We start from the raw sequence: 26,009 nt of genomic DNA, 5'->3' as shown, positions 1-26,009 counted from the left end.
TTGCCGGGAATGGTCAAAGTACCCAGCGCGATGGCACTCAGCGGTGGTACGCCGTCTCGCCGTGCGAGCTGATGTCCAGGCCCTGGCGCTCGTCTTCCTCGGCCACGCGCAGGCCCACCAGCAGGTCGGCCGCCTTGTAGGCCAGGAAGGACACCACGCCCGACCACACGATGGTGAACAGCACGCTCTTGACCTGCACCCACACCTGCGCGCCCATGCTGAAGGTGTCGGGCGTCAGGCCACCGGTGCCGCCCAGGCCCTGCGCGGCAAACACCCCGGTGAGGATGGCGCCCACGATGCCGCCCACGCCATGCACGCCGAACACGTCAAAGGCGTCGTCCACGTTGAGCATCTTCTTCAGGCCGCCCACGCCCCACAGGCAGACCAGGCCGGCGATCAGGCCGATGACGATGGAGCCCATGGGCCCCACGAAGCCCGCGGCCGGGGTGACTGCCACCAGGCCGGCTACCGCGCCCGAGGCCGCGCCCAGCATCGATGCCTTGCCCTTGTGCAGCGCCTCGCCCGCAATCCACGACAGCGTGGCGGCCGAGGTGGCCAGCACGGTGTTCACAAAGGCCAGACCGGCGGCGGCGTTGGCGGCGCCGGCAGAGCCCGCGTTGAAGCCGAACCAGCCCACCCACAGCAGCGAGGCACCCACCATGGTCAGCGTGAGCGAGTGCGGCGTGAACGCCTCGCGCCCGAAGCCGATGCGCTTGCCCACCATGTAGGCGCCCACCAGGCCGGCAATACCCGCATTGATGTGCACCACGGTGCCGCCCGCGAAATCCAGCGCGCCATCCTGCGCCAGCAGCCCGCCGCCCCACACGATGTGCGCCATGGGCACATAGCTGAAGCTGAACCACAGCAGCGCAAAGATGAGCACCGCGGCAAACTTGATGCGCTCGGCGAACGAGCCCACGACCAGCGCCACCGTGATGGCCGCAAACGTGCCCTGGAAGGCGACGAACACGTACTCGGGGATGGTCGCCAGCGCGCCGAAGGTCTCCTGGGTCACGCCCTTCAGGAACAGCTTGGACAGGTCGCCCACCCACTTGCCTTCGCCCGCAAACGCCAGGCTGTAGCCGTAGATGGCCCACAGCAGTGACACCAGCGCAAAGACCACAAACACCTGCATCAGCACTGACAGCATGTTCTTGCTGCGGCCCAGGCCGCCGTAGAACAGCGCCAGACCCGGGATGATCATCAGGATGACGAGCAGCGTGGAGGTCAGCATCCAGGCGGTGTCGCCGGAGTCGATCCTGGGCGCGGGCGGCTCGGCGACAGGCGCAGGCAAGGGCGCTTCGGCGGGCGCCGGTGCGGCGGCCATGGCAGCGGCGGGCGCGGGCTCTGCCGCAGCCGATACCGATGCCGCCACGTCAGGCGCGGAGGCCGGGGCCTGGGCCAGTGCCAGCGGCCCGCCGGACAACAGACTGAGCCCCAACAGAAGGGAAGCCAACAGTTTTTTCATGGTGTTTCTCCTTGACGGGTGGGGGGTTACAGGGCGTCCTGGCCGGTCTCGCCGGTGCGGATGCGCACCACCTGCTCCAGATGCGACACGAAAATCTTGCCGTCGCCGATCTTGCCGGTGCGCGCCGCGCCTTCGATGGCCTCGATGACGCGATCCACCAGCTCGTCGGCCACGGCGGCCTCGATCTTCACCTTGGGCAGAAAGTCCACGACGTACTCGGCGCCGCGGTACAGCTCGGTGTGGCCCTTCTGGCGGCCAAAGCCTTTCACCTCGGAGACGGTGATGCCCTGCACGCCGATGTCCGACAGCGCCTCGCGCACCTCGTCGAGCTTGAAGGGTTTGATGATGGCGGTGACCATTTTCATGATGGGCTCCTCGGATCAGTTCACATCGTTTTGGTAAGGGCGACGATCACGCGGGCCTTGTTGGCGTCGCCAAAAAAGCCTTTCTTGTTGGCGCCCGCGACGGCGGCAGACAGCGACAGGCCGTCGCCCAGGTCATAGGCGCCGCCCAGGCTGTAGTCCACATAGTTGGGCACGCCCAGATCCTTGATGTCGCCAGAAAAGCGCGTGTAGCCCACGGCGGCCTTGAGCGTGATGCTGGGCGCCACCTCCTGGGCAAACGCCAGGTTCAGGTAGCCGGTGTTGCGCCCGCGGTTGCTGGAGGTCTTGGCGCCTGCCCAGCCGAAGTAGTCCTTGGACACCGTGTGCGAATACTTGGCCGTCAGCGGCCCCCAGGTGGCCGCGCCATACAGCTCGGTGGTGTTGCCGCTGGTGTTGCCGGGATAGACGTAGGTCAGCGCGCCCACGTCCATGTCCAGCCCACCGGCCTTGAACTTGTAGCCGCCGTAGAAGTCGGCCTCGATCGCGTTGCCCGGCAGCCAGTCCACGCTGGAGTTCCAGTTGCCCAGGTAAAAGCCCGTGCCTTCAAAGCTGTAGTCAAAACCGCCCTGAATGGCCGGGCTGAAGCCCTTGATGCGGTTCACGTCCTGGTCCTGGCCACGAAACTTGTAGTTGCTGGTCAGCGACACATTCGCGCTGAGCTGGGCACTGGCCAGTCCAGGCACTGCAGCGGCGAGGGCGACCGCGGCAAGGCGCAGGGTCATGGACTTGTGGATAGAGCGGTTCATGGTTCCTCCGGTGGGGTTGCGTGATGGATGACAAGCGGTCTGATGCACAGACCGTGCCAGCACCGCCGCGCCCCCGCCCAGGCGCCGGCGGTGCACCACCAAGGTACATTTGGCAGCAACTGTGCGGCCATCGGGCCCGCCAGCGGCGGCGGCGCGCACCAGCCTGGTGCCAAAACGCTGCGCCAGCGGCCCGGCGCACCGCCATGACACATCCGCCCCGGAAAGAACCGTCACCATGAGTCTTGCTTTGGTGCAAAGCCGCGCCCTGCTGGGCCTGCAGGCGCCCGCCGTCACCGTCGAAGTGCATCTGGCCAACGGACTGCCCAGCTTTGTGCTGGTGGGCCTGGCCGACGTGGAGGTGAAAGAGGCGCGCGAGCGCGTGCGCTCGGCGCTGCAAAACGCGGGGCTGGAGTTTCCGGCCAACAAGAAGATCACCGTCAACCTGGCGCCGGCCGACCTGCCCAAGGATTCGGGCCGCTTTGACCTGCCGATTGCCCTGGGCATCCTGGCGGCCAGCGGGCAGATCGACGCGGCCCGGCTGGCGGGCTGGGAATTTGCGGGCGAGCTGTCGCTGTCGGGCCAGCTGCGCCCGGTGCGCGGCGCGCTGGCCACCAGCCTGGCGCTGCGCGCGCTGAACCAGCCCGTGCGCATGGTGCTGCCGCCGGGCAGCGCCGAAGAGGCCGCCCTGGTGCCCGGCACCGAGATCTACCGCGCCCGCCACCTGCTGGACGTGGTGCGCCAGTTTCTGCCCGCCGCCGCGCACGCACCCGAGCCCGATGACGACGGCGGCTGGCAGCGCCTGCAGCCCACGCCGCCGCAGCCCGCCACCGGCGGCCCCGACCTGGCCGACGTGAAGGGCCAGGCCGCCGCCAGGCGCGCGCTGGAGATCGCCGCCGCGGGCGGCCACGGGCTGCTGCTGGTGGGGCCGCCGGGCTCGGGCAAGTCGATGCTGGCGCAGCGCTTTGCCGGCCTGCTGCCGCCGATGCAGGTGGAGCAGGCGCTGGAGAGCGCGGCCATCGCCAGCCTGGCCGGGCGCTTCAGCCCCGCGCAGTGGATGCAGCGCACCACCGCCAGCCCGCACCACAGTTGCAGCGCGGTGGCGCTGGTCGGCGGTGGATCGCCGCCACGGCCCGGCGAGATATCGCTGGCCCACGAAGGCGTTTTGTTCCTGGACGAATTCCCCGAATTTGCCCGCAGCGCGCTGGAGGCGCTGCGCGAGCCGCTGGAGAGCGGACGCATCACCATCGCCCGCGCGGCGCAGCGCGCCGAGTTTCCGGCGCGCTTTCAGCTGGTGGCCGCCATGAACCCCTGCCCCTGCGGCTTTGCGGGGTCCAGCCAGCGCGCCTGCCGCTGCACGCCCGACCAGGTGGCGCGCTACCAGGGCAAGCTGTCGGGCCCGCTGCTGGACCGCATCGACCTGCATGTAGAAGTGCCCGCCCTGCCCGCCGACCAACTGCTGGGCGCGCCGCCCGGCGAGACCAGCAGCGCCGTGCGCGAGCGCGTGGCCGCCGCGCACCAGCGCGCCATGCAGCGCCAGGGCACGCCCAACCAGGCGCTGCACGGGCGCGAACTGGATCGCCTGGCCGCGCTGGACGACGCCGCCGCGCGCTTTTTGCAGGCGGCTGCCGCGCGGCTGGCCTGGTCGGCGCGCAGCACGCACCGCGCCCTGAAGGTGGCGCGTACCATTGCCGATCTGGCCGGCAGCGAAACCGTGGCCGTGGCCCATGTGGCCGAGGCGGTGCAGTACCGCCGCGTGCTGCGCGCCGCCGGCGCCTGAAACGCAGTCACGCCTGGACCACCCCGGCTGCGGGCGTGGCCACCGTTTCACGTTCAACTTTCAGAAGTCAGGGAGCATTCATGAAGAACCTCAGTATCGGAGCCCGCCTGGCAGGCGGCTTTGCGCTCGTCCTGCTGTTGATGGCGCTGATGACCGCCTTCGGCCTGTGGCGGCTGCAGACCGTGGCACAGGCCACCAGCGAGATGACGCAGCAGCCCCTGGCCGTGGAGCGCATGATCAGCGACTGGTACCGCTATGTGTACAGCGCCGCGCGCCGCACCAGCGCCATTGCCAAAAGCTCCGACCCGTCGCTGGCGCAGTTCTTCGCATCCGACACCGCCACCACCACGCGCGAGTCGGCCGAGCTGGTCAAGCGCATCGAGCCGCTGCTGACCAGCCCCGAAGAAAAAGCCCTGTGGGCCGAGATTCAGGAGGCGCGCAAGGCCTACCTGTCCTCGCGCAACGAGGCCGTCAAGGCCAAGGCCGACGGCCAGGCCGAAGAAGCAGAGCGCCTGCTGACCCAGGTGTTTTTGCCCGCCACCGACAAGTACACCGCCCTCATCCAGCGCCTGCTGGACATGCAGCGCGCACGCATTGACGGCACCGCGCAGCACATCAACGCCACCTACGACCAAAGCCGGCTGTGGCTGATCGTGCTGGGGGTGCTGGGCGTGGCCACGGGCGCGGGCTGCGCCTGGTGGCTCACGCGCGGCATCACGCAGCCGCTGGCGCAGGCGGTGCAGGTGGCGCGCGCCGTGGCGGCCAACGACCTGACCAGCCAGGTGCATGCCAGCCGCGGCGACGAGACCGGCCAGCTGCTGCAGGCGCTGCAGGAGATGAACGCCAATCTGTCGCAGGTGGTGGCGCGCGTGCGCGCGGGCGCCGACGGCATCGCCACGGCGTCCAGCCAGCTGGATGCGGGCAACCAAAACCTGTCGTCGCGCACCGAGGAGCAGGCCAGCTCGCTGCAGCAGACCGCCGCATCGATGGAGCAGCTGACCAGCACCGTGCGCCAAAACGCCGACAACGCGCGCCAGGCCAACCAGCTGGCGGCATCCGCGTCGCAAACTGCCGTGCAGGGCGGCCAGGTGGTGGCGGGCGTGGTGCAGACCATGGGCGCCATCAACGACAGCAGCCGCAAGATCGCCGACATCATCGGCGTGATCGACAGCATTGCCTTCCAGACCAACATCCTGGCGCTGAACGCCGCCGTGGAAGCCGCCCGCGCTGGCGAACAGGGCCGCGGCTTTGCCGTGGTGGCATCTGAGGTGCGCGCCCTGGCGCAGCGCAGCGCCGGTGCGGCCAAGGACATCAAGGGGCTGATCACCGATTCGGTGGCCAAGGTGGAAGAAGGCTCGCAGCAGGTGGCCGAAGCCGGCCGCACCATGGACGCCATCGTGCAAAGCGTGCAGCGCGTGAGCGACCTGGTGGCCGAGATCAGCGCCGCCAGCCAGGAGCAAAGCAGCGGCATCGAGCAGGTGCACCAGGCCATCACGCAGATGGATCAGGTCACGCAGCAAAACGCCGCGCTGGTCGAAGAGGCCACGGCCGCCACCGGCGCCCTGAAGGCGCAGGCCGGCCAGCTGGCCTCGGCGGTGAGCGTGTTCCGCATTCAGGGCGGGCACACGGCGCTGGCTGGCGGCGCATCGGGCAGTACATCGGGCAGCACATCGGGCGCATCGTGGGCCGCTCGATCGGCCGCGTCTCCCGCCCCGGCGCCGCAGTCCGCAACGCAGCAGCGCTTTGCCCCCGCCGCCAGCGCACGACCGGCAACGCCCAAGGCACTGGCCCCGGCCAAGCCCGCCGCCAAGGCCTCCACGGCTGACCAGGGCGCGGAAGGTGATTGGGAAAGCTTTTGAATCGCTACTGAATCAATAGCGGACAACGCACGGCAAATAAAGGCTACAGGCCAAATCAACCTGTCATCCCCGCGCAGGCGGGGATTCATGCACAGGGTCGCCCAGTGGTCACCGCGGTGGATTCCCGCCTTCGCGGAAATAACGGCGGGGAGTTGGCAGACGCTACGCTATTGATAGCTTCTGGCGCTCATCAGACAAGGGCTAGCGCCTTAAAACACCGTCAGCCCAGCCATCGGGCCCGTGTGCACGATGCGGCCCTGCTCCAGCACGCAGGCGCGGTCGGCCACGGCCTGGGCGAAGGGCAGGTTCTGCTCGCTCAGCAAGATGCCCAGGCCCTGGGCCTTCAGCTCAGAAATGGTGCGCGCCATCTGCTGCACGATGAGCGGCGCCACGCCCTCGGAGGGCTCGTCCAGCAGCACCAGGCAGGGCTGGCCCATCAGCGTGCGCGCCACGGTCAGCATCTGCTGCTCGCCGCCGCTCATGCGCCCGCCCAGGCGGTCGGGCATCTCGCCCAGGTTGGGAAACAGCGCAAACAGCCGCTCGGGCGTCCACAGCGGCACGCTCTGGCCGTCCTGCCAGCGGCGCGGCGGCTGGCGGCCCACCTCCAGGTTCTCGCGCACCGTCAGGTCGGTGAAGATGCGCCGGTCTTCGGGCACGTAGCCCAGCCCGGCGCGGGCAATGCGGTAGGGCGGCTGGCCGTCGATGCGCCGGCCCTGAAAGCGCACGCTGCCCTGGGTGCGATCGACCAGCCCGGCAATGCTTTTGAGCGTGGTGCTTTTGCCCGCGCCGTTGCGCCCCATCAGGGCCACGACTTCGCCGCGCCCCACGGTCAGCGACACGCCGTGCAGGATGTGCGCCGCGCCGTACCAGGCGTTCAGGTCTTCGACCTGGAGTAGTGATGTTTCTGGACTCTTGCCATTGCCTGGCAAGCGCTGGTAGCTATCGTTTTTATTCATTTGCATCCCCCACAAGCCCGGCTGGCGCCAGCCCGGTGCCCAGGTAGGCGGCCTGCACCCGCGCGTCGGCCTGGACTTGCTGCGGCGTGCCCTCGACCAGCAGCTGGCCGCGCACCAGCACGGCCACGCGGTCGGCCTGGCCAAAGACCACGTCCATGCTGTGCTCGGTGAACAGCACGCCCATGCGCCGCTGGCGGGCGATGCGCTGCACCAGCTGCATCAGGGCCACGCGCTCGGCGGGGGCCATGCCGGCGGTGGGCTCGTCCATCAGCAGCAGCGCCGGCGCGTGGGCCAGGGCCATGGCCAGCTCGACGCGCTTGACGTCGCCGTAGGCCAGCTCGCTGCAGGGGCGCTGGGCCTGCGCCGCCATGCCGACTTGCTCCAGCAGGGCCAGGGCGTCCTGCGGGCGGTGCGCATCGGCGCGGCGCCACCAGCGCCAGGTCTGCCGGTCGTGCGACAGCAGCGCCAGCTGCACGTTGTGCAGCGCGGTAAAGCTGGCAAAGGTCTGCGCAATCTGGAAGGTGCGGCCCACGCCCAGGCGCCAGATGGCGCGCGGCGCCAGCCCGGTGATGTCGCGCCCGTGCAGCAGCACGCGCCCGCCGCCTGGCGCCAGCTGGCCGCCCACCATGTTGAAGGTGGTGGTCTTGCCCGCGCCGTTGGGGCCGATGAGCGCCAGCAGCTCGCCAGCGGCCACGTCAAACGACACACCCTGCACCGCCTGCACGCCGCCGAAGGACTTGCGCAGCGCCTGCACGCTCAGCAAGCTGGCCGTTGCATCACTCATGGCGCGCCCCGGTCGCTTTGTTTTTGATAGCTGCCCGCGCTTGCCACACCTGGGCAAACCCCGAAATTCCTTGCGGAAACAGCAGCACCAGCACCAGCATGATGCCGCCCAGCAGCGCGCGCCAATAGGAGGTAGAGCGCGCCACGCTGTCGTGCAGCCAGGTGAACACGCCCGCGCCCACCACCGGCCCGGCCAAGGTGTGCATGCCGCCCAGCAGCACCATGACCAACCCATCGACCGACTTGGTGACCGACAGCGCATCAGGCGCCACGCTGCCCTTCGAGAACGCATACAGCGCGCCCGCCAGCCCGGCCAGCAGCCCGGCCACCACAAAGGCCGCCCACTGCACGCGGCGCACGTCGATGCCGATGGCGTCGGCACGCACGGCCGAGTCGCGCGCGGCGCGCAGCGCCCAGCCCAGCGGCGCAAACAGCATGCGCCGCAGCAGGTAGATGCCCACTGCGCTGAGGGCCAGCACCAGCCAGTAAAACACCGCGCCCTGCGCGGCCCAGTCGGGCGGCCATACGCCGGTGATGCCGTTGCTGCCGCCGGTTAAGCCGTCCCACTGGAAGGCAATGGCCCAGGTGATCTGCGCAAACGCCAGCGTCAGCATGGTCAGGTACACGCCCGACAGGCGCACGCACAGCCAGCCGTACAGCAGCGCGCCTGCCGCCGCCGCCAGGGGCGCCAGCAGCAAGACGGCGGGCATGGGCCAGTCCAGCCCGCGCACCAGCAGCGCCGCGCCATACGCCCCCAGCCCGAAGTAGGCCGCGTGGCCAAACGAGTGCAGCCCGCCCGGCCCCAAGATGAAGTGCAGGCTGGCTGCAAACAGCGCGGCAATGGCGATGTCGGTCAGCAGCACGGTGGCGTAGCTGCTCTGCCCCACGATGAGCGGCGCCAGCGCCAGGGCCAGCAGCAGCGCGGCCCAGGCGGTGGCAGCGCCCCGCCCGGCGCGGCGCAGCGGTGCCTCGGGCGCGCCCACGCTGCGTGCGGCGGCCTGCGGCCGGCCCATCAGGCCCCAGGGCCGCCAGATGAGCACGCCGGCCATCACTACAAATTCGACCACCAGCGTGAGCTTGGAGAACGACAGTTCCACGCCCGCCACCTCTTGCACGCCCAGCCAGATGCACACGGCTTTCAGCTCGGCGATCACCAGCGCCGCCACAAAGGCGCCGGGCAGCGAGCCCATGCCGCCCACCACCACCACCACGAAGGCCGCGCCGATGGTGAGCATGTCCAGCTCCAGGCTGGCGGGCTCGCGCGGCAGCTGCAGCGCGCCGCCCAGGCCCGCCAGCAGCGCGCCCAGCGCAAACACGCCGGTAAACAGCCAGGCCTGGTTGACGCCCAGCGCGCCCACCATCTCACGGTCTTGCGTGGCCGCGCGCACCAGCGTGCCCCAGCGCGTGCGCGTGAGCAGCAGCGTGAGCAGCCCCAGCACCAGCGGCCCCACGGCGATCAGAAACAGGTCGTACGCCGGAAAGCGCCGCCCCAGCAGATCGACCGCGCCCTCCAGCCCCGGCGCGCGCGGGCCCAGCAGCTCCTCTGGGCCCCACAGCCACAAAGCCGCGTCTTTGATGACCAGCACCAGCGCGAAGGTGGCCAGCAGCTGCAGCAGCTCGGGCGCGCGGTAGATGCGCCGCAGCAGCAGCACCTCCACCGCCGCGCCCAGCAGCCCCACGGCCAGCGGCGCCAGCAGCAGCGCGGGCCAAAAGCCGATGGCATCGGCCAGCCGCTCCACGCAGGAATAGGCCAGGTACAGCCCCAGCATGTAAAACGAGCCGTGCGCAAAGTTGACGATGCGCATCACGCCAAAGATCAGCGACAGCCCCGCCGCCACCAAAAACAGCGTGGACGCGCCCGCCAGCCCGTTGAGCAGCTGGGCGAAGAGTCCGGAAAAGTCCATCAGGGCGCGGCCGGGCGCAGTTGTTTGACCTCGGCGTCAGACGGCTGGAACTTGCCGCCGTCCTGGTAGCTGAAGTCCACCATCACGCCCATGCCGTCCTTGCGGGCGGTCTTGCCCACGTAGGCGCCCATGGTGGACTGGTGATCCTGCACGCGGTAGGTGATGGGGCCAAAGGGCGTAGCCACCTGCAGGCCGCGAAAGGCCGCGATGAGCTTTTCGGTGTCGGCGCTGCCGGCCTTCTTCAGGCCCGCGGCCACCGACTGGACGGCGTTGTAGCCCACCACCGAGCCCGCGCGCGGGTAGTCCTTGAAACGTTTTTGGTAGGCGTCCAGAAAGGCCTTGTGCTCGGGTGTCTGGATGGCGTACCAGGGGTAGCCGGTGACGATCCAGCCCTCGGGCGTTTCGTTCCTGAGGGTGTCCAGGTACTCGGGCTCACCCGACAGCAGGCTGACCACGCTGCGCCCGGCAAACAGCCCGCGGGTGTTGCCCTCGCGCACAAACTTGGCCAGATCGGCCGCGAACAGCACGTTGAAGATGGCGTCGGGCCGGGCGTCTTGCAGCGCCTGCGCCACGCTGCCCGCATCCACCTTGCCCAGCGGCGTGGCCTGCTCGGCGACAAATTCCACGTCCGGCTGTGCGGCCTTGAGCAACTGCTTGAAGGTGGCCACGGCCGACTGGCCGTACTCGTAGTTGGGATAGACGATGGCCCAGCGCTTTTTCTTCAGCGCCGCGGCCTCGGGCACCAGCATGGCCACCTGCATGTAGGTGGAGGGGCGCAGGCGGAAGGTGTAGCGGTTGCCGTGCTCCCACACGATCTTGTCGGTCAGCGGCTCGGCCGCCAGGAAGAAGCGCTTTTTCTGCTGCGCGAAGTCGGTCAGCGCCAGACCCACGTGCGACAGAAAGCTGCCCATCAGCACGTCCACCTTCTCGCGCGCGATGAGCTCCTCGGCCGCGCGCACCGCATCGCCGGGGGTGGCGTTGTCGTCGCGCGTGACCAGCCGCAGCTTCTTGCCGTGGATGCCGCCGGCCGCGTTGACCTGCTCCACGGCCAGTTCCATGCCCTTCTTGTAGGGGCCCAGGAAGGCGGGCTGGGCTTTGTAACTGTTGATCTCGCCGATCGTGTAGGCGCCCTGCGCATGGGCCGTACCCGCGCTGAGCAGCAGCGTGGCCACCAAGGTTGTGAAAGTTTTTTGCATCATCGAATCCTTTGCCGCAGGTCAGCACCCGGGGTCGGCAACTGTACCGCCGGCCCGAGTTTGCCGGACAATACCGCGCTTGCAGCCGGGGGCGCATATTCTCTTTATGCCTGGCACGCATAACAAAGCAGCGAAACTCGGCAACACTCGGTGTTATGGCATCCCGCCCCTCTTTCAACGTTTTCCTGTCCACCCATCCATGAGCGCATTCCACGAAGAGCGTGTACTGACGGTGCACCACTGGACTGACCGTCTGTTCTCCTTCACCACCACACGCGACCCGGCGCTGCGGTTTTCCAACGGGCACTTCACCATGATCGGCCTGAAGGTGGACGGCAAGCCGCTGCTGCGCGCCTACAGCATCGTCAGCGCCAACTACGAGGAGCATCTGGAGTTTTTGAGCATCAAGGTGCCCGACGGCCCGCTGACCTCGCGCCTGCAGCACATCCAGGTGGGCGACAGCATCATCGTCGGCAAAAAGCCCACGGGCACGCTGCTGATTGACTACCTGCTGCCGGCCAAGCGGCTGTACCTGATGTCCACCGGCACGGGCCTGGCGCCGTTCTTGAGCGTGATCCGCGACCCCGAGACCTACGAAAAATTCGAGCAGGTGATCTTGATTCATGGCGTGCGCCAGGTGGCCGAGTTGGCCTACCACGACTACCTGACGCAAGAGCTGCCCAAGCACGAATTTCTGGGCGACATGGTGAGCAGCCAGCTCAAGTACTATCCCACCGTGACGCGCGAGCCGTTCAAGAACCAGGGCCGCATCCCCGACCTGATCGAAAACGGCAAGCTGGCCGCCGACCTGGGCCTGCCCGAGCTGAACCCGCTGGAAGACCGCGTGATGCTGTGCGGCAGCCCGGAGATGCTGGCCTCGCTCAAGGCGCTGCTGGAAAAGCGCGACTTCGAGGAAGGCAACACCACCCGCCCCGGTGACTTCGTGATCGAACGCGCTTTCGTCGAAAAGTAACCCTTGCGCGCAAGCATTGCGCCCGGGCGGCGCCCGCGGCCTGATCCCAGGCGCTCAGGCGCTCAGGCTCCAGCGCCGTCCGCTTCCCCTGCCTCTTGCAGGCCGTCGTCTTCGGCGGCCACCGCACCCTCACTGTCGATGCGCTGCATGTTGTCCAGCAGCTTGAGCAGGTAATGCAGGGTGTGCGCCATATCCCCCACTGAAAACTCGTCCAGCGCCTGCGCGTAATAGCGCTGGATGTTGGGCTGCGCCTCATCCAGCCAGACCTTGCGCCCCGACGCCGTCATGGTGATGCGCCGCGAGCGCCGGTCGCGGTCATCGGGCGCGTTGGCCACGTGGCCGTCGCGCTCCATGCGGCTGATCAGTCCCGACAGGTTCTGCCGGCTCACCATCAGGTAGCGGGCCAGGTCGCCCACGCTCATGCCCTCGGCCGCCTCGGGCCGCGACAGGGCGCCCAGCACCGCCCATTGCTGCGTCGTCAAACCCTGGGCCTCCACCGCCCGCGTCCCGGTTTTATGCAACATATTTGCGCATTGATACAACCGAAAGAAGATGCGATTGGCCAACTCCATCTTGGCAATTTCGCTATTTTTTATAGGGTTATCCATTATTTTTCCTGGTGTTTTCTACTTGCGCCGCGATCTGCAGAACCCTAATATAAGTCAATGTGTTGACGTATATGACGCCCTGCACGGCCATGCGACCAACAGCATACCGACCCGCACTGAAACCACACACCCAAGGAAAAAATCATGCAAGGATTGAACGGCAAGACAGTGATCGTGACCGGCGGCGGCGGCGGCATCGGCGGTGCCACCTGCCGCCGTTTTGCGCAGGAAGGCGCCAGGGTTGCGGTGTTCGACATGAATCTCGAAGCCGCTGAAAAAGTGGCCGCAGACATCCGCGCCCAAGGCGGTCAGGCAGCGGCCTTTGCCTGCAACATCACCGACCGCGCCCAGGTAGATGCCGCCGTGGCTGCCGCCGAGGCGCAGCTGGGCCCGATTGCCGTGCTGGTCAACAACGCCGGCTGGGACATCTTCAAGCCCTTCGTCAAGACCGAGCCGGCCGAGTGGGACAAGCTCATCGCCATCAACCTGACCGGCGCGCTGCACATGCTGCACGCGGTGCTGCCCGGCATGGCCGAACGCAAGTACGGCCGCATCGTCAACGTGGCGTCTGATGCGGCGCGCGGCGGCTCGTCGGGCGAAGCGGTCTATTCCGCCTGCAAGGGCGGCCTGGTGGCCCTGTCCAAGACCCTGGCGCGCGAGCACGCCCGCCAGAGCATCACCGTCAACGTGGTCTGCCCCGGCCCCACCGACACCGCCCTGCTGGCCGGTGTGGCCGAGGGCGCGCGCGACCCCGCCAAGCTGATCGAAGCCTTCCGCAGCGCCATTCCGCTGGGCCGCCTGGGCCAGCCCGACGACCTGGCCAGCGCCATTGCCTTTTTTGGCAGCGACGACGCGGGCTTCATCACCGGCCAGGTGATCAGCGTTTCCGGTGGCCTGACCATGCACGGCTGATCGCGCGGCTTACTTTCGTCTCACGCAACCCCCGAAAGAACACCATGAACTTTGAAGACATCCTGTACGAAGTGCGCAACGGCGTGGCCTGGATCACCATCAACCGCCCCGAGAAGATGAACGCCTTTCGCGGCCAGACCTGCGACGAGATCATCCGCGCGCTGAACAAGGCCGGATACGACCGCGACGTGGGCGCCATCGTGCTGGCCGGCGCCGGCGACCGGGCGTTTTGCACCGGCGGCGACCAGTCCGCCCACAGCGGCAACTACGACGGCCGCGGCACCATCGGCCTGCCCATGGAGGAGCTGCACACGGCGATTCGCGACGTGCCCAAGCCCGTGATTGCCCGCGTGCAGGGCTTTGCGATTGGCGGCGGCAACGTGCTGGCCACCATTTGCGACCTGACGATTTGCTCGGACAAGGCGCAGTTCGGCCAGGTGGGGCCCAAGATGGGCTCGGTCGACCCCGGCTACGGCACCGCCTTTCTGGCCCGCGTGGTCGGCGAGAAAAAGGCGCGCGAAATCTGGTACCTGAACCGCCGCTACAGCGGCGCCGAAGCCGTGGCCATGGGTCTGGCCAACTTCTGCGTGCCGCACGACCAGCTCGACGCCGAAGTGCAAAAGATCGGTGAAGAACTGTGCGAGCGCAGCCCCACCGCGCTGGCCATTGCCAAGCGCAGCTTCAATGCCGACACCGCGCACCAGGCCGGCATTGCGGGCCTGGGCATGTACGCGCTCAAGCTGTACTACGACACCGAAGAGTCGCGCGAAGGCGTGAATGCGCTGAAAGAAAAGCGCAAGCCCGAGTTCCGCAAGTACGCCAAGTAAGCCTGCGCTGGCAGAAGTACCCGCCATGCCAGTCGATTTCCCCAAAGCGTCCGAGGCAGTCTGGCAGCCCGACAGCGATACGTACGCGCTTTTTTGGGGAGGTCGAAGGCTTGAGGCCCTGAACACACGCCACTGCGGCCAGGCTTTGGCGCCGGGGCAAACCCGTGGGGGCCAAGGTGGTGCTGGTCGATGACCCGCCGCGCACGCGCAACATGAAGATGACAAACCCTTGAGCAGCACCATGATGAACCCCAATCCCTACATCGACGAAGACCTGCAGGCGCTGGCCGAGACCGCCCGCCGTTTTGCTACCGAACGCGTGGCCCCCGGCTTTCTGGAGCGCGACAAGACCCGCGACCTGAACCGCGAGCTGCTGCGCGAAATGGGCAGCCTGGGCTTTATCTGCCCCGAACTGCCCGAGGAATTTGGCGGCCTGGGCATGGGCTGCCTGGCCGCAGGCGTGATCCATGAAGAAATCGCCCGTGCGGACCTGAGCTTCTCGTACCTGAACCTGCTGGCCTCGCTCAACGGACAAATTTTGTCCAAGTACGGCAACCCCGAGGTGGTGGCGCCCTGGCTGAAAAAGCTCACCGCCGGTGAAGCCATCTGCTGCATCGCGCTGACCGAGCCGCGCGGTGGCTCGGACGCCGCCAACCTGCGCCTGCGCGTCGAGCGCGATGGCGATTTCTACGTCATCAACGGCGAGAAAACCTCCATCTCTGCCGCCGACCAGGCCGACATTGCGGTGGTGTTTGGCCGCACCGGCACGCCCGAATCCAAGGCCCACGGCGTGACTGCGCTGCTGGTGCCCATGGACACCCCCGGCATCACCACCAACCGCTTTGACTGCCACGGCCAGCGCGCCATTGGCCGCGGCTCCATCTTCTTTGAGAACGTGCGCGTGCCCGTCAGCCACCGCCTGGGCGAGGAGAACAAGGGCTTTGTGCAGGTGATGCACGGCTTTGACTTCTCGCGCTCGCTGATTGGCCTGCAGTGCCTGGCCGTGGCCCGTGTGGCCCTGGAAGAAACCTGGGAGTACATCACCCAGCGCGAGGCCTTTGGCCAGCCGCTGGCCGCCTTCCAGGGCGTGACGCACCCGCTGGCGCAGTTCGACACCGAAGTGGAAGGCGCCCGCCTGCTGTGCCTGCAGGGCCTGTGGCTCAAAGACAAGGGCCTGCCGCACACCGCCGAGGCCGGCATGGCCAAGTGGTGGGGCCCCAAGCTGGCCTACGACGTGATCCACCAGTGCCTGCTGTGCTACGGCCACGGCGGCTACGACCGCGGCCTGATGGAGCAGCGCCTGCGCGATGTGCTGGGCTTTCAGATCGGTGACGGCACAGCGCAGATCATGAAAACCATCATTGCCCGCACCCGCGCCGGCCGCCAGTTTGTGCCCGCCTGACATCCAGCCCACCACAACACACCGCCGCCAAACCACAGCAAGGCGGCGGATCACACCAGGAGACAAGACATGAAATTTGACGCCGTATTGCTGCCCCCCCGCCGCGCCGCCATGGTGGCACAGGGCCTGTGGCACGACCGCACCATCAACGATGCGCTGGACGCCTGCGTGGCCGCCTGCCCCGACAAGCTGGCGCTGACGGCCGTGCAGGTGGAGAGCGGCGAAGTCAAACGCTTCACGTACCGCGAGCTGGGCCAGATGGCCGATCGCATTGCGGTCGGCCTTGCGCGTTTGGGCGTGGGCAAGAACGACATCGTGTCGTGCCAGCTGCCCAACTGGTGGCAGTTCACCCTGACCTACCTGGCCTGCTCGCGCATCGGCGCGGTGATCAACCCGCTGATGCACATCTTCCGCGAGCGCGAGCTGTCCTTCATGCTGCAGCACGGCGAATCCAAGGTCATCATTGCGCCCAAGGTGTTCCGCAATTTCGATTTTGAAAAAATGATCACCGCGCTGCAGCCCAGCCTGCCGCACCTCCAGCATGTGATTACCGCGGGCGGCAGCGGCGAGAACAGCTTCGAGGCCCTGCTCAGCGGCCCAGAGTGGGAGAAAGAGGCCGACGCGCAGGACATCCTCACCGCCCACCGGCCCGGCCCCGACGACATCACGCAACTGATCTACACCTCGGGCACCACCGGCGAGCCCAAGGGCGTGATGCACTCGGCCAACACCGTGATGGCCAACATCGTGCCCTACGCCCAGCGCATGCGGCTGGACAGCGACAGCGTGGTGCTGATGGCCTCGCCCATGGCGCACCAGACCGGCTTCATGTACGGCCTGATGATGCCCATCCTGCTCCAGTGCAGCGCGGTGCTGCAGGACATCTGGGACCCGAAGAAGGCCATTGCGCTGATCCAGAGCGAAGGCGTGACCTTCACCATGGCCTCCACGCCCTTCCTGACCGACCTGGCCCGCGCCGTGGCCGAGACCGGCCAGGGCGTGCCCACGCTGCGCACCTTTTTGTGCGCGGGCGCGCCCATTCCGGGCCCGCTGGTCGAGCAGGCGCGCCAGGCACTGGGCGCCAAGGTCGTCTCGGCCTGGGGCATGACCGAAAACGGCGCCGTCACCACCACCTGCCTGGAGGACGACGACGAGCGCTCCATCCACACCGACGGCTGCCCGCTGCCGGGCGTCGAGATCAAGGTGCTGGATGTGGACGGCCGCCCGCTGCCCCCCGGCCAGCCGGGCAAGCTGTACCTGCGCTCGTGCTCCAACTTTGGCGGCTACCTGCACCGCGCACACCTCAACGGCACCGATGCCGACGACTGGTTTGACACCGGCGATCTGGCCTACATCGACGAGCGCGGCTACCTGCGCATCACCGGCCGCAGCAAAGACGTGATCATCCGCGGCGGCGAAAACATCCCGGTGGTCGAGATCGAGTCGCTGCTCTACCGCCACCCGGCCGTCGCGCTGGCGGCCATCGTCGCCATACCGGACGAGCGCCTGGGCGAGCGCGCCTGCGCCGTGGTGGTGCCCAAACCCGGCCAGACCATCGACCTGGCCGGCATGGTGGAGTTCTTGAAGGCACAGAAAGTGGCGCTGCAATACATCCCCGAAAAGCTGGTGGTGCGCGACGACCTGCCCTCCACCCCGTCCGGCAAGATTCAGAAGTTCCGTCTGCGCGAAATGATGCGCGAGAGCGCCGCGTAAGCGGCCGAGGGCACAACCGCCTGCGTCCGGCCTACGGGCCGGGCGCAGGCCAATGGTGATTTTTAACAACCACAACGGAGACAGCACCATGACCTTTTCTCTCTCTCTGACCCGCCGCAGCCTGGCGCGGGCCGCCCTGACCCTGTGCGCCGCCGGCGTCGCCGCCGCCGCACAGGCGCAGGCCTGGCCCAGCAGCAAGCCCATTCGCATCGTGGTCGGTTTTGCCCCCGGCGGCAGCACCGACGTGATGGCACGCATCGTTTCGCAGGCGATTGGCGAGTCCATCGGCCAGTCCGTGGTCATCGACAACAAGCCCGGCGCCAGCGGCAACATCGCCGCCGCGGAGGTGATCCGCGCCAACCCCGACGGCTACACCTTCCTGATTGCCCCCACCTCGGTGGAGACGGCCAACCCCTCGCTGTTCAAGTCCAGCATCCTGCCCTCGCGCGATCTGGCACCCGTGGGCGGCGTGGGCAAGACGCAGATGTACCTGGTGGCCAAGCCGCAGTTTGAAGGCAAGGACGCGCGCGATCTGGTGGCGCTGGCCAAGGCGCGACCCGGCAAGCTGTCGTACGCCTCGGCTGGCGCCGGCACGCCGCCGCACCTGGCGTGCGAACTGTTCAAGCTGTCCACCGGCACCTTCGTCACGCACATCCCCTACCGCGGCGCGGCGCCTGCGCTGCAGGATGTGATGGCCGGGCAGGCCGACTTTGTCTGCGACCCCGGCATCGCCTTCCCGCACATCCGCACCGGCAAGGTCAAGCTGCTGGGCGTGGTCAGCGCCAAGCGCTCGCCCTTCTTCCCCGACGTGCCCACCGTGGGCGAGCAAGGCTTCAAGGATGCCAACCTGGACATCTGGTTCGGCATGTGGGCGCCCAGGAACACGCCCCCAGAAATCATCGCCCGCATGAACCGCGAACTGGCCAAGGCCCTGGCCCTGCCCACCACCAAAACCCGCTATGGCGACCTGGGCGCCGAGCCGGCGCCGCTGGAGACCGCAGAATTCAAGACCCTGCTGGCCAACGAGGGCAAGCTGCTGTCCACGCTGATCAAAGAGCAAAAGATCATGGTGGACTGACGGCGGTGGGCGCCGGTGTCAGGCGCAGGTGGCGGCTTTCCAGCGCTCCTTCAGCGCGTGAAACCGCGTGGGCCGCCTTACACTCGCCGTCCTTCACCACACAACTCACACTCAAGCATGCACACGCGTTGCGCCCTGGTTGGCATGCCAGGCTCGGGCAAGTCCACCGTCGGCCGCCAGCTCGCCCGCCGCCTGGGACTGCCCTTTGTGGATCTGGACCAGCGGCTGGAGCAGCGTCTGGGCACCAGCATTCGGGCCTACTTTGAACAGCACGGAGAACCCGCCTTCCGCGACCACGAGGCCGCGCTGCTGTCCGAGCTGGCCGACACCCCGGGCGGCATGGTGCTGTCCACCGGCGGCGGCGCCGTGCTGCGCGAGGACAACCGCGCCGCCCTGCGCCGCGGCTTTCCCCATGTGATGTACCTGCGCGCCTCGCCCGAAGACATCTTCAAGCGCGTCAAGCACGACCGCGCCCGCCCGCTGCTGCAGGTGGCCGACCCGCTGGCGCGACTGCGCGACCTCTACCGCACCCGCGATCCGCTGTACCGCGACGCGGCGCACTACGTCATCGAGACCGGCCGGCCTTCGGTGAGCACGCTGGTCAACATGATCGTGATGCAGCTGGACCTGGCCGCCCCCGGGCCGGGCGGACAGCCGGGCAGGAACTCGGACGCGCCGTCGGGCGCCGGGCCGGGCGCCAAACCCGTCGCGTAAGCAACGCACACGCCGCGCAGGCGGTAGTCCACGGCGGTGGGGGCGCGGCGGCCCGGCACGCGCCGGCTGCGGTCACGCCGATGGCAATTACAGATTCGGCGCCAGCAGGCGGCGCAGCTCCTGCTCGTCCATGCCGCGGCGCTGGGCCATGTCTTGCAGCTGGTCTTCGCCGATCTGACCCACGCTGAAGTAGGTGGCATCAGGGTGGGCCAGGTAAAAGCCGCTGACGCTGGACGCCGGGAACATCGCCAGGCTTTCCGTCAGGTGCATGCCGATGTCCTGCGCGTCCAGCACGCGAAACAAGTCGGTCTTGGCCGTGTGGTCCGGGCAGGCGGGGTAGCCCGGCGCGGGGCGGATGCCCTGATACTGCTCCTTGATGAGCTGCTCGTTCGTCAGCTGCTCCTGCGCGGCGTAGCCCCACAGGTCGGTGCGCACGCGCTGGTGCAGGCATTCGGCAAAGGCTTCGGCCAGGCGGTCCGCCAGGGACTTGAACATGATGCTGCTGTAGTCGTCCAGCGCGGCCAGAAACTCCTGCTCCTTCTTCTCGGCGCCTATGCCCGCCGTCACGGCAAACAGACCGGCGTAGTCGGCCACGCCGCTGCCCCTGGGCGCGACAAAGTCGGCCAGGCAGCGGCTGGGCCGCATCACGCCGTCCACGGCCTGCTTTTCGGTCTGCTGGCGCAGGCCGTACCAGGTCATCGCCACGCGCGTGCGCGACTCGTCGGTATAGAACTCAATGTCGTCGCCCACGCGGTTGGCGGGCAGCAGCGCCATCACGCCGTTGGCCTGCAGCCAGCGGCCTTCAATGATTTTCTTCAGCATGGCCTGGCCGTCGGCATAGACCTTGCATGCCTGCTCGCCCACCACCTCGTCGTCCAGAATGGCCGGAAAGGGCCCCGCCAGATCCCAGGTCTGAAAGAACGGGCCCCAGTCGATGTACTTGGCGATCTCGGCCAGGTCGAAGTTCTTGAACACCCGCCGCCCCAGCGCGCGCGGCACCGTGGGTTTGAACTGCGTGAAGTCCACCGGCGTGGCATTGGCGCGCGCCTGCGCCAGCGGCCACAGCGGGGTTTTCTTCTTCTTGGCGTGCAGTTCGCGCACCTTCTCGTAGTCGGCCTGCACCTCGGCCAGGTAGCTGTCTTTTTGCTCGCCCAGCAGGCTCTGCGCCACGCTCACGCTGCGCGACGCATCGGGCACATAGACCACCGGGCCCTCGTACTGCGGCGCAATCTTGACGGCGGTGTGCACGCGCGAGCAGGTGGCGCCGCCGATCAGCAGCGGAATCTTCTTGATGCGGAAGTAGTCGTCCTTGTGCATCTCGCCAGCCACGTACTGCATCTCTTCCAGGCTGGGCGTGATCAGGCCCGACAGGCCGATGATGTCGGCCCCCTCGGCCTTGGCACGCGCCAGGATCTCGTGGCAGGGCACCATCACGCCCATGTTGATGACCTCGAAGTTGTTGCACTGCAGCACCACGGTGACGATGTTCTTGCCGATGTCGTGCACATCGCCCTTGACGGTGGCAATCACGATCTTGCCCTTGCTGGTCACGTCCAGCCCCGCGGCCTCCTGCTGGCGCTTTTCTTCCTCGATGTAGGGGATCAGGTGGGCCACGGCCTGCTTCATCACGCGGGCAGACTTGACCACCTGGGGCAGGAACATCTTGCCGGCGCCGAACAAGTCGCCCACGATGTTCATGCCGTCCATCAGCGGGCCCTCGATCACATGCAGCGGGCGCCCGCCGCCACGCACGACGATCTCCTGGTAGGCCTCTTCGGTGTCCTGGGTGATGAAGTCGGTAATGCCGTGCACCAGCGCATGCGACAGGCGCTCGCCGACGGTTCTCGGATGCTCGGGCGTGCCGCGCCATTCCAGCTTCTTGCTGTCGTCCTTGGCGGCGCCCTTGGCGGCCTCGGCAATCTCCAGCAGCCTTTCCGCCGCGTCAGGGCGACGGTTGAGCACCACATCCTCGACGCGTTCGCGCAAGGCGGGCTCCAGGTCGTCATAGACGCCGACCATGCCCGCGTTGACGATGCCCATGTCCATGCCCGCCTGGATGGCGTGGTACAGAAACACGGTGTGAATGGCCTCGCGCACCGGGTCGTTGCCGCGGAAGCTGAACGACACGTTGGACACGCCGCCCGACACCTTGGCGCCCGGCAGGTGCTGCTTGATCCAGCGCACGGCGTTGATGAAGTCCACCGCGTAGTTGGCGTGCTCTTCGATGCCGGTGGCGATGGCGAAGATGTTGGGGTCGAAGATGATGTCCTCGGGCGCGAAGCCCACCTCATCGACCAGGATGCGGTAGGCGCGCTCGCAGATCTCGATCTTGCGCGCAAAGGTGTCGGCCTGGCCCTGCTCGTCAAACGCCATCACCACGGCGGCAGCGCCATAGCGGCGAATCAGCCTGGCCTGGCGCTTGAACTCACCCACGCCCTCCTTCATGCTGATGGAGTTGACGATGCCCTTGCCCTGCAGGCAGCGCAGGCCGGCCTCGATGACCTCCCACTTGGAGCTGTCCACCATCACCGGCACGCGGGCAATGTCGGGCTCGGAGGCCATCAGGTTCAAAAAGCGCACCATCGCGGCCTTGCTGTCCAGCATGGCCTCGTCCATGTTCACGTCGATGATCTGCGCGCCGTTTTCCACCTGCTGGCGCGCCACCGACAGCGCCTGCTCGTACTCGTCGTTGAGGATCATGCGCGCGAACGCCTTGGAGCCGGTGACGTTGGTGCGCTCGCCCACGTTGACGAACAAAGTGCCCTCGCCGATAAAAACCGGCTCCAGGCCGGACAGCTTCATGGGAGGGGGGGCGGAAATATCAGACATGGCTCACCTGTGGCTATGGGGATGCGGCAGGCGAGCGTCGTTGGTTTTGCGAATGCCCAAGCCTGACGGGCAGTCACACGCCCGCTGCAACGCTCCTTGGGAAGGCGCGATTTTACTTGCCGGCGGAACCCGGCCGCGCCACGCGGGAAGACGCAGCCCCGGGGCATGGCTGCACGCCCGCTGCAGCATCACAAAGTGCCCGCCCGCGCAATCAAAAAAAGAGCTTCCAGCCCTTGCACGACAAGCGCCGCAAGCTCAGTGGTCGATGGCCGGTCAGGCTCAATCCATGCGGATGTTGCGCTCCTTGATCAGCTTGCCCCAGCGGGCCAGCTCCTTGTCCAGGTGCGTGGCCAGCTGCTGCGGCGTGCTGCCGATGGGCTCGGCGCCAATCGTCTCGAACTTGGCCAGGGTGTCGGGCTGCTTCATGGCGTCGATGAGCGCGGCATTGATCTTGGCCACGATGGCCTGCGGCGTGCCCGCGGGCGCGAACACGGCAAACCAGGGCGAGACTTCATAACCCGGCACGCCGGCCTCGGCGATGGTGGGCACGTCGGGCAGCGTGGCCGAGCGCTTGGCGCTGGTCACGCCCAGGGCGCGCAGCTTGCCCGCCTGGATGTGCGGGCGCGCCGAGGTGATGCTGTCAAACATCAGGTCCACCTGGCCGCCCAGCATGTCGGTCACCGCCGGGCCGCTGCCCTTGTAGGGCACGTGCAGCAGGTCCAGCCCGGCCATGGAGGCAAACACCTCGCCCGCCAGATGGATGGAGGTGCCGTTGCCGGCCGAGGCGTAGGTGAGCTTGCCCGGGTCGCGCTTGGCGCGGGCGATCACGTCGGCCACCGACTTGTCGGCCGTCTTGGAGGCGTTCACCACCAGCACATTGGGCACGACGGCCAGCAGGCTGACGGGCGCGAAGTCTTTTTGCGGGTCATAGCTCAGGCGCGGGTACAGCGCCTTGTTGGTGGCCATGCCGATGGACGTGATCATGATGGTGTAGCCGTCGGCCGGCGACTTGGCCACCGCATCGGCGCCGATATTGCCGCCCGCGCCGGGGCGGTTCTCGATCACGAAAGGCTGGCCCAGCGTGCGGCCGGCCTTTTCGCCCAGCGTCCGGGCGATCACGTCCATGGCGCCACCCGGCGGGAACGGCACGACCCACTTGATGGGCTTGGCGGGCCAGGCGCCATCGGCCTGGGCCAGGGCGGCGTGGGGCAGCAGGCCGGCGCCCGCCAGGGCAGCGGTGCCCAGCAGGGCGAGGGTGGAGCGTCTCTTCATGTGCGTTGTCTCGGTGTGTTGCGAAGGGGGATCAGTTGGGCGCAATGGCGAAGGGGTGCTGCAGCGCGAAGTCAGCAATGGGCAGTTGCTGCTCGCAGATGGTCGTCCACCAGCCGTTGCGGGCCGAACAGCTCGCGATTGTGATGGGTGCCGCCCGGCGCGGCAAACACCTGCACCGCCCAGCCCTTGCGGCGCATGTTTCAGGCCTGCGCGCCCAGCCGCTCCACCAGAAAGTCGATCATCGCCCGCACCTTGGCCGGCACATGCCGCGTCGCGGGCCACACCACGTGGATGCCGCCCAGATCGTACGGGGGCAGGTCCAGCGCCAGCGCCAGCAGTTCACCGCGCGCCAGGGCCTGCCCGACGATGAAGCTGGGCTCGTAGATCAGGCCCTGGCCGCCCAGCGCCGCGGCCAGCAGCGCATCGCCGCTGCTGGCGCGCAGGTTGCCGCGCACCTTCTGCTTGATACGGCCATCCTTGCCAAACGACCACTGCGCCGGACTGTTGGTGCTGGAGAGCGTGTAGCCCAGGCAGTTGTGCTGGGCCAGGTCGGCCACGGTGCGGGGCACGCCGTGCGTGTCCAGGTAGGCGGGCGCGGCGCACAGCACCAGCGTGCAGTCGCCCAGGCGACGGGCCTGCAGACTGTCGCCATGCAGCGCGCCGATGCGCACGGCCAGGTCCCAGCGCTGCTCCACCAGGTCCACCACTGCGTCGGTCAGGCCCAGCTCCACCGTGACGGCCGGGTGCGCGCGGCTGAACGCGGGCATCAGCGGCGCGATGTGGCGCAGGCCATAGACCAGCGGCACGTTCAGCCGCAGCAGCCCGGTGGCCAGCGTGCGCTGCGATGCTGCCGCAGCGTCGGCCTCGTCCAGATCGGCCAGGATGCGCTGCACCGCCTCCAGATAGGTGGCGCCCGCGTCGGTCAGCGCCAGCTTGCGCGTGGAGCGATGCAGCAGTTTGACGCCCAGGCGCGACTCCAGCGCATTGACATGCTTGGCCGCCATGGCGGACGACATGTCCGACTGGCGCGCCGCAGCCGACAGGCTGCCCGCGGCCGCGGCGCGGGCGAACACGCGCAGGCTGGTGATACGGTCCATTCAACACCCATGGTAATAACTGTGGTGCAATTTTGAGACTTTGAAAATCCTGCGTCAAAGCTCAAACTGCCGGCCATGACCCATACCCACACCACCACCGCCTCCCGCATGCCCACGCTGTTCATCCCGCACGGCGCAGGGCCGTGCTTTTTCATGGACTGGAACCCGGCCGACGCCTGGGACAAAACCGCCGCCTACCTGCGCAGCATTGCCCCCAGCCTGCCGCAGCGCCCGCGGGCCATCGTGCTGGTCACCGCGCACTGGCTGGCGCCGCAGCCCAGCATGAGCACCGCCGAGCGCCCCGGCATGCTGTTCGACTACCACGGCTTTCCGGCCCACACCTACGAGCTGACCTACCCCGCCCCCGGCGCGCCCGCGCTGGCCGAGCGCGTGGGCGGCCTGCTGGCCGGCGCGGGCTTTGCGCCAGCCTACGACGGCGAGCGCGGCTACGACCACGGCACCTTCATCCCTTTGAAGGTGGCCTTCCCGGATGCCGACATTCCGGTGCTGCAGCTGTCGCTGCTGCGCAGCCTGGACGCGGCCGAGCACCTGCGGCTGGGTCAGGCGCTGGAGCCCCTGCGCAGCGAGGGCGTGCTGATCATCGGCAGCGGCATGAGCTACCACAACATGCGCGGCTATGGCGACCCGCGCTCCACGGCCATCGGCGCCGAATTCGACCGCTGGCTGGGCGAGACCGTGGCGCTGCCCGCGCCCGAGCGCAACGCCCGCCTGGCCGCCTGGGACACCGCCGCCGGCCCCAGCGCACGCCTGTCGCACCCGCCGCGCGCCGAAGAACACCTGCTGCCGCTGCATGTGGTGGCGGGCGCGGCGGGCGACAGCCGCGGCGCCAAGGTGTTTACCGACCGCGTGATGGCGGTGGACATCTCGGCCTTCCGCTTCGAGTGACAGGCTACGCAAGTCAATTGCTGCCCAGCGCCAACCACCCGCCCCGCGCCATCGGCCCGGCCGGCGAGCGCGACCGCTGGCTGCTGCAGATCAACGCGCAGTCCACGCTCGTTCTGCCAGAGCCGGGGAGCATGGACGCCCCCGGCGGCCTGACCCTGCCCGTCGGCACGGAGCAGCTGGCAGCGCGGTGGCTGCGTGGCAACCCGCCCACGCTGCTGCAGATCGAGCAGGCCATCGAGGTGATCGAGGACGCCGTCATGCCCGCCCGCGCCCGTCTGCCCGCGGCACTGCAGCTGGCCACGCGCGACCCGCACGCGCATGCGCTGCGCACGCTGACGACCGGGCCTGGCGCCGCGGAGGCTGCGGGCGCGGTGGCGGGCGACTGGCTGGGCATCGCCGCCGTTGAGCAACTGTTCGACCGCCTGGCCGCCCGCGCCGCCGGGCGCCCGGCGGCGCACGACGCGCTGCCCGTCGATGGCGCCAGCGCCGCGCGCCTGCTCATCCTGCGCGAGCTGCTGCACCACTGGGGCCTGCCCGGCGTGGCCCTGATCGGGTGAGAAGGTGTGAAGAGGTGTCAAAAACGGCTGAAGCGCTTATTTGACAAGC

Annotated in this window: 23 protein-coding genes and 1 riboswitch; of the genes, 11 read left to right on the top strand and 12 right to left on the bottom strand. The window is 68.1% G+C overall.

The window, feature by feature from the left end; all coding sequences use genetic code 11:
- Positions 1–37: 37 nt before the first annotated feature.
- From AB7E35_RS04775 to AB7E35_RS04765, 3 genes are read right to left on the bottom strand one after another with little or no spacing between them, the layout of a single operon-like run.
- Positions 38–1,468 carry an ammonium transporter gene (locus AB7E35_RS04775; protein WP_428162551.1) on the bottom strand — a complete coding sequence of 477 codons (1,431 nt, stop codon included), beginning with the start codon at positions 1,466–1,468 and terminating at the stop codon, positions 38–40.
- Between the two features lie 26 nt (positions 1,469–1,494).
- Positions 1,495–1,833, bottom strand: coding sequence for a P-II family nitrogen regulator (gene glnK / locus AB7E35_RS04770; RefSeq protein ID WP_428162550.1), 339 nt, complete (start codon positions 1,831–1,833; stop codon positions 1,495–1,497).
- Between the two features lie 20 nt (positions 1,834–1,853).
- Complete coding sequence (locus AB7E35_RS04765) at positions 1,854–2,573, bottom strand: TorF family putative porin (protein ID WP_428162589.1); 720 nt, start codon at positions 2,571–2,573, stop codon at positions 1,854–1,856.
- Between the two features lie 259 nt (positions 2,574–2,832).
- Here AB7E35_RS04765 and AB7E35_RS04760 point away from each other — a divergent pair, with 259 nt between their 5' ends.
- Positions 2,833–4,374: a YifB family Mg chelatase-like AAA ATPase gene (locus tag AB7E35_RS04760; protein WP_428167168.1), complete on the top strand. Its 1,542-nt coding sequence runs from the start codon at positions 2,833–2,835 to the stop codon at positions 4,372–4,374.
- 80 nt (positions 4,375–4,454) lie between these two features.
- Positions 4,455–6,233, top strand: a complete 1,779-nt coding sequence (locus AB7E35_RS04755; RefSeq protein ID WP_428167167.1) for a methyl-accepting chemotaxis protein — start codon at positions 4,455–4,457, stop codon at positions 6,231–6,233.
- A 209-nt stretch (positions 6,234–6,442) separates the two neighbouring features.
- Here AB7E35_RS04755 and AB7E35_RS04750 read toward each other — a convergent pair whose 3' ends face one another.
- The 4 genes from AB7E35_RS04750 to AB7E35_RS04735 are packed head-to-tail and all read right to left on the bottom strand — an operon-like array spanning position 6,443 to position 11,072.
- On the bottom strand, positions 6,443–7,189 hold the full coding sequence (locus AB7E35_RS04750; RefSeq protein WP_428162547.1) for an ABC transporter ATP-binding protein: 747 nt from the start codon (positions 7,187–7,189) through the stop codon (positions 6,443–6,445).
- Positions 7,182–7,973 (bottom strand): ABC transporter ATP-binding protein, encoded by a 792-nt coding sequence (locus AB7E35_RS04745; RefSeq protein ID WP_428167166.1) that lies wholly within the window; start codon positions 7,971–7,973, stop codon positions 7,182–7,184. The genes AB7E35_RS04750 and AB7E35_RS04745 overlap by 8 nt, the downstream gene beginning before the upstream one ends.
- Positions 7,966–9,876 (bottom strand): ABC transporter permease, encoded by a 1,911-nt coding sequence (locus tag AB7E35_RS04740; protein WP_428167165.1) that lies wholly within the window; start codon positions 9,874–9,876, stop codon positions 7,966–7,968. Before AB7E35_RS04740 ends, AB7E35_RS04745 begins: the two co-directional genes overlap by 8 nt.
- Positions 9,876–11,072: an ABC transporter substrate-binding protein gene (locus tag AB7E35_RS04735; RefSeq protein ID WP_428162544.1), complete on the bottom strand. Its 1,197-nt coding sequence runs from the start codon at positions 11,070–11,072 to the stop codon at positions 9,876–9,878. The genes AB7E35_RS04740 and AB7E35_RS04735 overlap by 1 nt, the downstream gene beginning before the upstream one ends.
- Positions 11,073–11,271: 199 nt before the next feature.
- Here AB7E35_RS04735 and AB7E35_RS04730 point away from each other — a divergent pair, with 199 nt between their 5' ends.
- Complete coding sequence (locus tag AB7E35_RS04730) at positions 11,272–12,045, top strand: ferredoxin--NADP reductase (RefSeq protein WP_428162543.1); 774 nt, start codon at positions 11,272–11,274, stop codon at positions 12,043–12,045.
- 62 nt (positions 12,046–12,107) lie between these two features.
- Here AB7E35_RS04730 and AB7E35_RS04725 read toward each other — a convergent pair whose 3' ends face one another.
- The gene (locus AB7E35_RS04725) at positions 12,108–12,653 is read right to left on the bottom strand and encodes a MarR family winged helix-turn-helix transcriptional regulator (protein WP_428162542.1); all 546 of its coding nucleotides are present in this window, start codon (positions 12,651–12,653) and stop codon (positions 12,108–12,110) included.
- A 144-nt stretch (positions 12,654–12,797) separates the two neighbouring features.
- On the opposite strand from AB7E35_RS04725, the gene badH reads away from it, so the two are divergent.
- From badH to AB7E35_RS04695, 6 genes are all read left to right on the top strand, one after another.
- Complete coding sequence (gene badH / locus AB7E35_RS04720; RefSeq protein WP_428162541.1) at positions 12,798–13,565, top strand: 2-hydroxycyclohexanecarboxyl-CoA dehydrogenase; 768 nt, start codon at positions 12,798–12,800, stop codon at positions 13,563–13,565.
- Positions 13,566–13,609: 44 nt separating this feature from the next.
- Positions 13,610–14,392: a 2-ketocyclohexanecarboxyl-CoA hydrolase gene (gene badI, locus AB7E35_RS04715; protein ID WP_428162540.1), complete on the top strand. Its 783-nt coding sequence runs from the start codon at positions 13,610–13,612 to the stop codon at positions 14,390–14,392.
- A 244-nt stretch (positions 14,393–14,636) separates the two neighbouring features.
- On the top strand, positions 14,637–15,794 hold the full coding sequence (aliB, locus tag AB7E35_RS04710) for a cyclohexanecarboxyl-CoA dehydrogenase (RefSeq protein WP_428162588.1): 1,158 nt from the start codon (positions 14,637–14,639) through the stop codon (positions 15,792–15,794).
- 69 nt (positions 15,795–15,863) lie between these two features.
- Positions 15,864–17,507: a cyclohexanecarboxylate-CoA ligase gene (gene aliA / locus AB7E35_RS04705; RefSeq protein ID WP_428162539.1), complete on the top strand. Its 1,644-nt coding sequence runs from the start codon at positions 15,864–15,866 to the stop codon at positions 17,505–17,507.
- An 88-nt stretch (positions 17,508–17,595) separates the two neighbouring features.
- The gene (locus AB7E35_RS04700; protein ID WP_428162538.1) at positions 17,596–18,585 is read left to right on the top strand and encodes a Bug family tripartite tricarboxylate transporter substrate binding protein; all 990 of its coding nucleotides are present in this window, start codon (positions 17,596–17,598) and stop codon (positions 18,583–18,585) included.
- Positions 18,586–18,702: 117 nt separating this feature from the next.
- A complete protein-coding gene (locus AB7E35_RS04695) occupies positions 18,703–19,299 on the top strand; it encodes a shikimate kinase (protein WP_428162537.1) in 597 nt (198 codons plus the stop codon).
- A gap of 87 nt (positions 19,300–19,386) precedes the next feature.
- Here AB7E35_RS04695 and metH read toward each other — a convergent pair whose 3' ends face one another.
- The 4 genes from metH to AB7E35_RS04675 form a co-directional block, all read right to left on the bottom strand.
- Positions 19,387–22,128: a methionine synthase gene (gene metH, locus AB7E35_RS04690; RefSeq protein WP_428162536.1), complete on the bottom strand. Its 2,742-nt coding sequence runs from the start codon at positions 22,126–22,128 to the stop codon at positions 19,387–19,389.
- Between the two features lie 25 nt (positions 22,129–22,153).
- Positions 22,154–22,232, bottom strand: a riboswitch (S-adenosyl-L-homocysteine riboswitch).
- Positions 22,233–22,407: 175 nt separating this feature from the next.
- Entirely contained in the window at positions 22,408–23,400 is a 993-nt protein-coding gene (locus AB7E35_RS04685) for a tripartite tricarboxylate transporter substrate binding protein (RefSeq protein ID WP_428162535.1), read from the bottom strand.
- A 71-nt stretch (positions 23,401–23,471) separates the two neighbouring features.
- Positions 23,472–23,597, bottom strand: a complete 126-nt coding sequence (locus AB7E35_RS04680; protein ID WP_428162534.1) for a hypothetical protein — start codon at positions 23,595–23,597, stop codon at positions 23,472–23,474.
- A gap of 3 nt (positions 23,598–23,600) precedes the next feature.
- Positions 23,601–24,497 (bottom strand): LysR family transcriptional regulator, encoded by an 897-nt coding sequence (locus AB7E35_RS04675; protein ID WP_428162533.1) that lies wholly within the window; start codon positions 24,495–24,497, stop codon positions 23,601–23,603.
- A 75-nt stretch (positions 24,498–24,572) separates the two neighbouring features.
- On the opposite strand from AB7E35_RS04675, the gene AB7E35_RS04670 reads away from it, so the two are divergent.
- Together AB7E35_RS04670 and AB7E35_RS04665 are read left to right on the top strand one after the other, a co-directional pair.
- Positions 24,573–25,403, top strand: coding sequence for a DODA-type extradiol aromatic ring-opening family dioxygenase (locus tag AB7E35_RS04670; RefSeq protein WP_428162532.1), 831 nt, complete (start codon positions 24,573–24,575; stop codon positions 25,401–25,403).
- Positions 25,400–25,960, top strand: coding sequence for a hypothetical protein (locus AB7E35_RS04665; RefSeq protein WP_428162531.1), 561 nt, complete (start codon positions 25,400–25,402; stop codon positions 25,958–25,960). Before AB7E35_RS04670 ends, AB7E35_RS04665 begins: the two co-directional genes overlap by 4 nt.
- Positions 25,961–26,009 lie beyond the last annotated feature (49 nt).

The sequence above is a fragment of the Diaphorobacter sp. genome (genome assembly GCF_050251835.1).
Taxonomy (GTDB): domain Bacteria; phylum Pseudomonadota; class Gammaproteobacteria; order Burkholderiales; family Burkholderiaceae_C; genus JBFXIE01.
The sequence above is the reverse complement of the archived record's forward strand: the minus strand, read 5'-3'. Positions and strand labels throughout refer to the sequence as shown.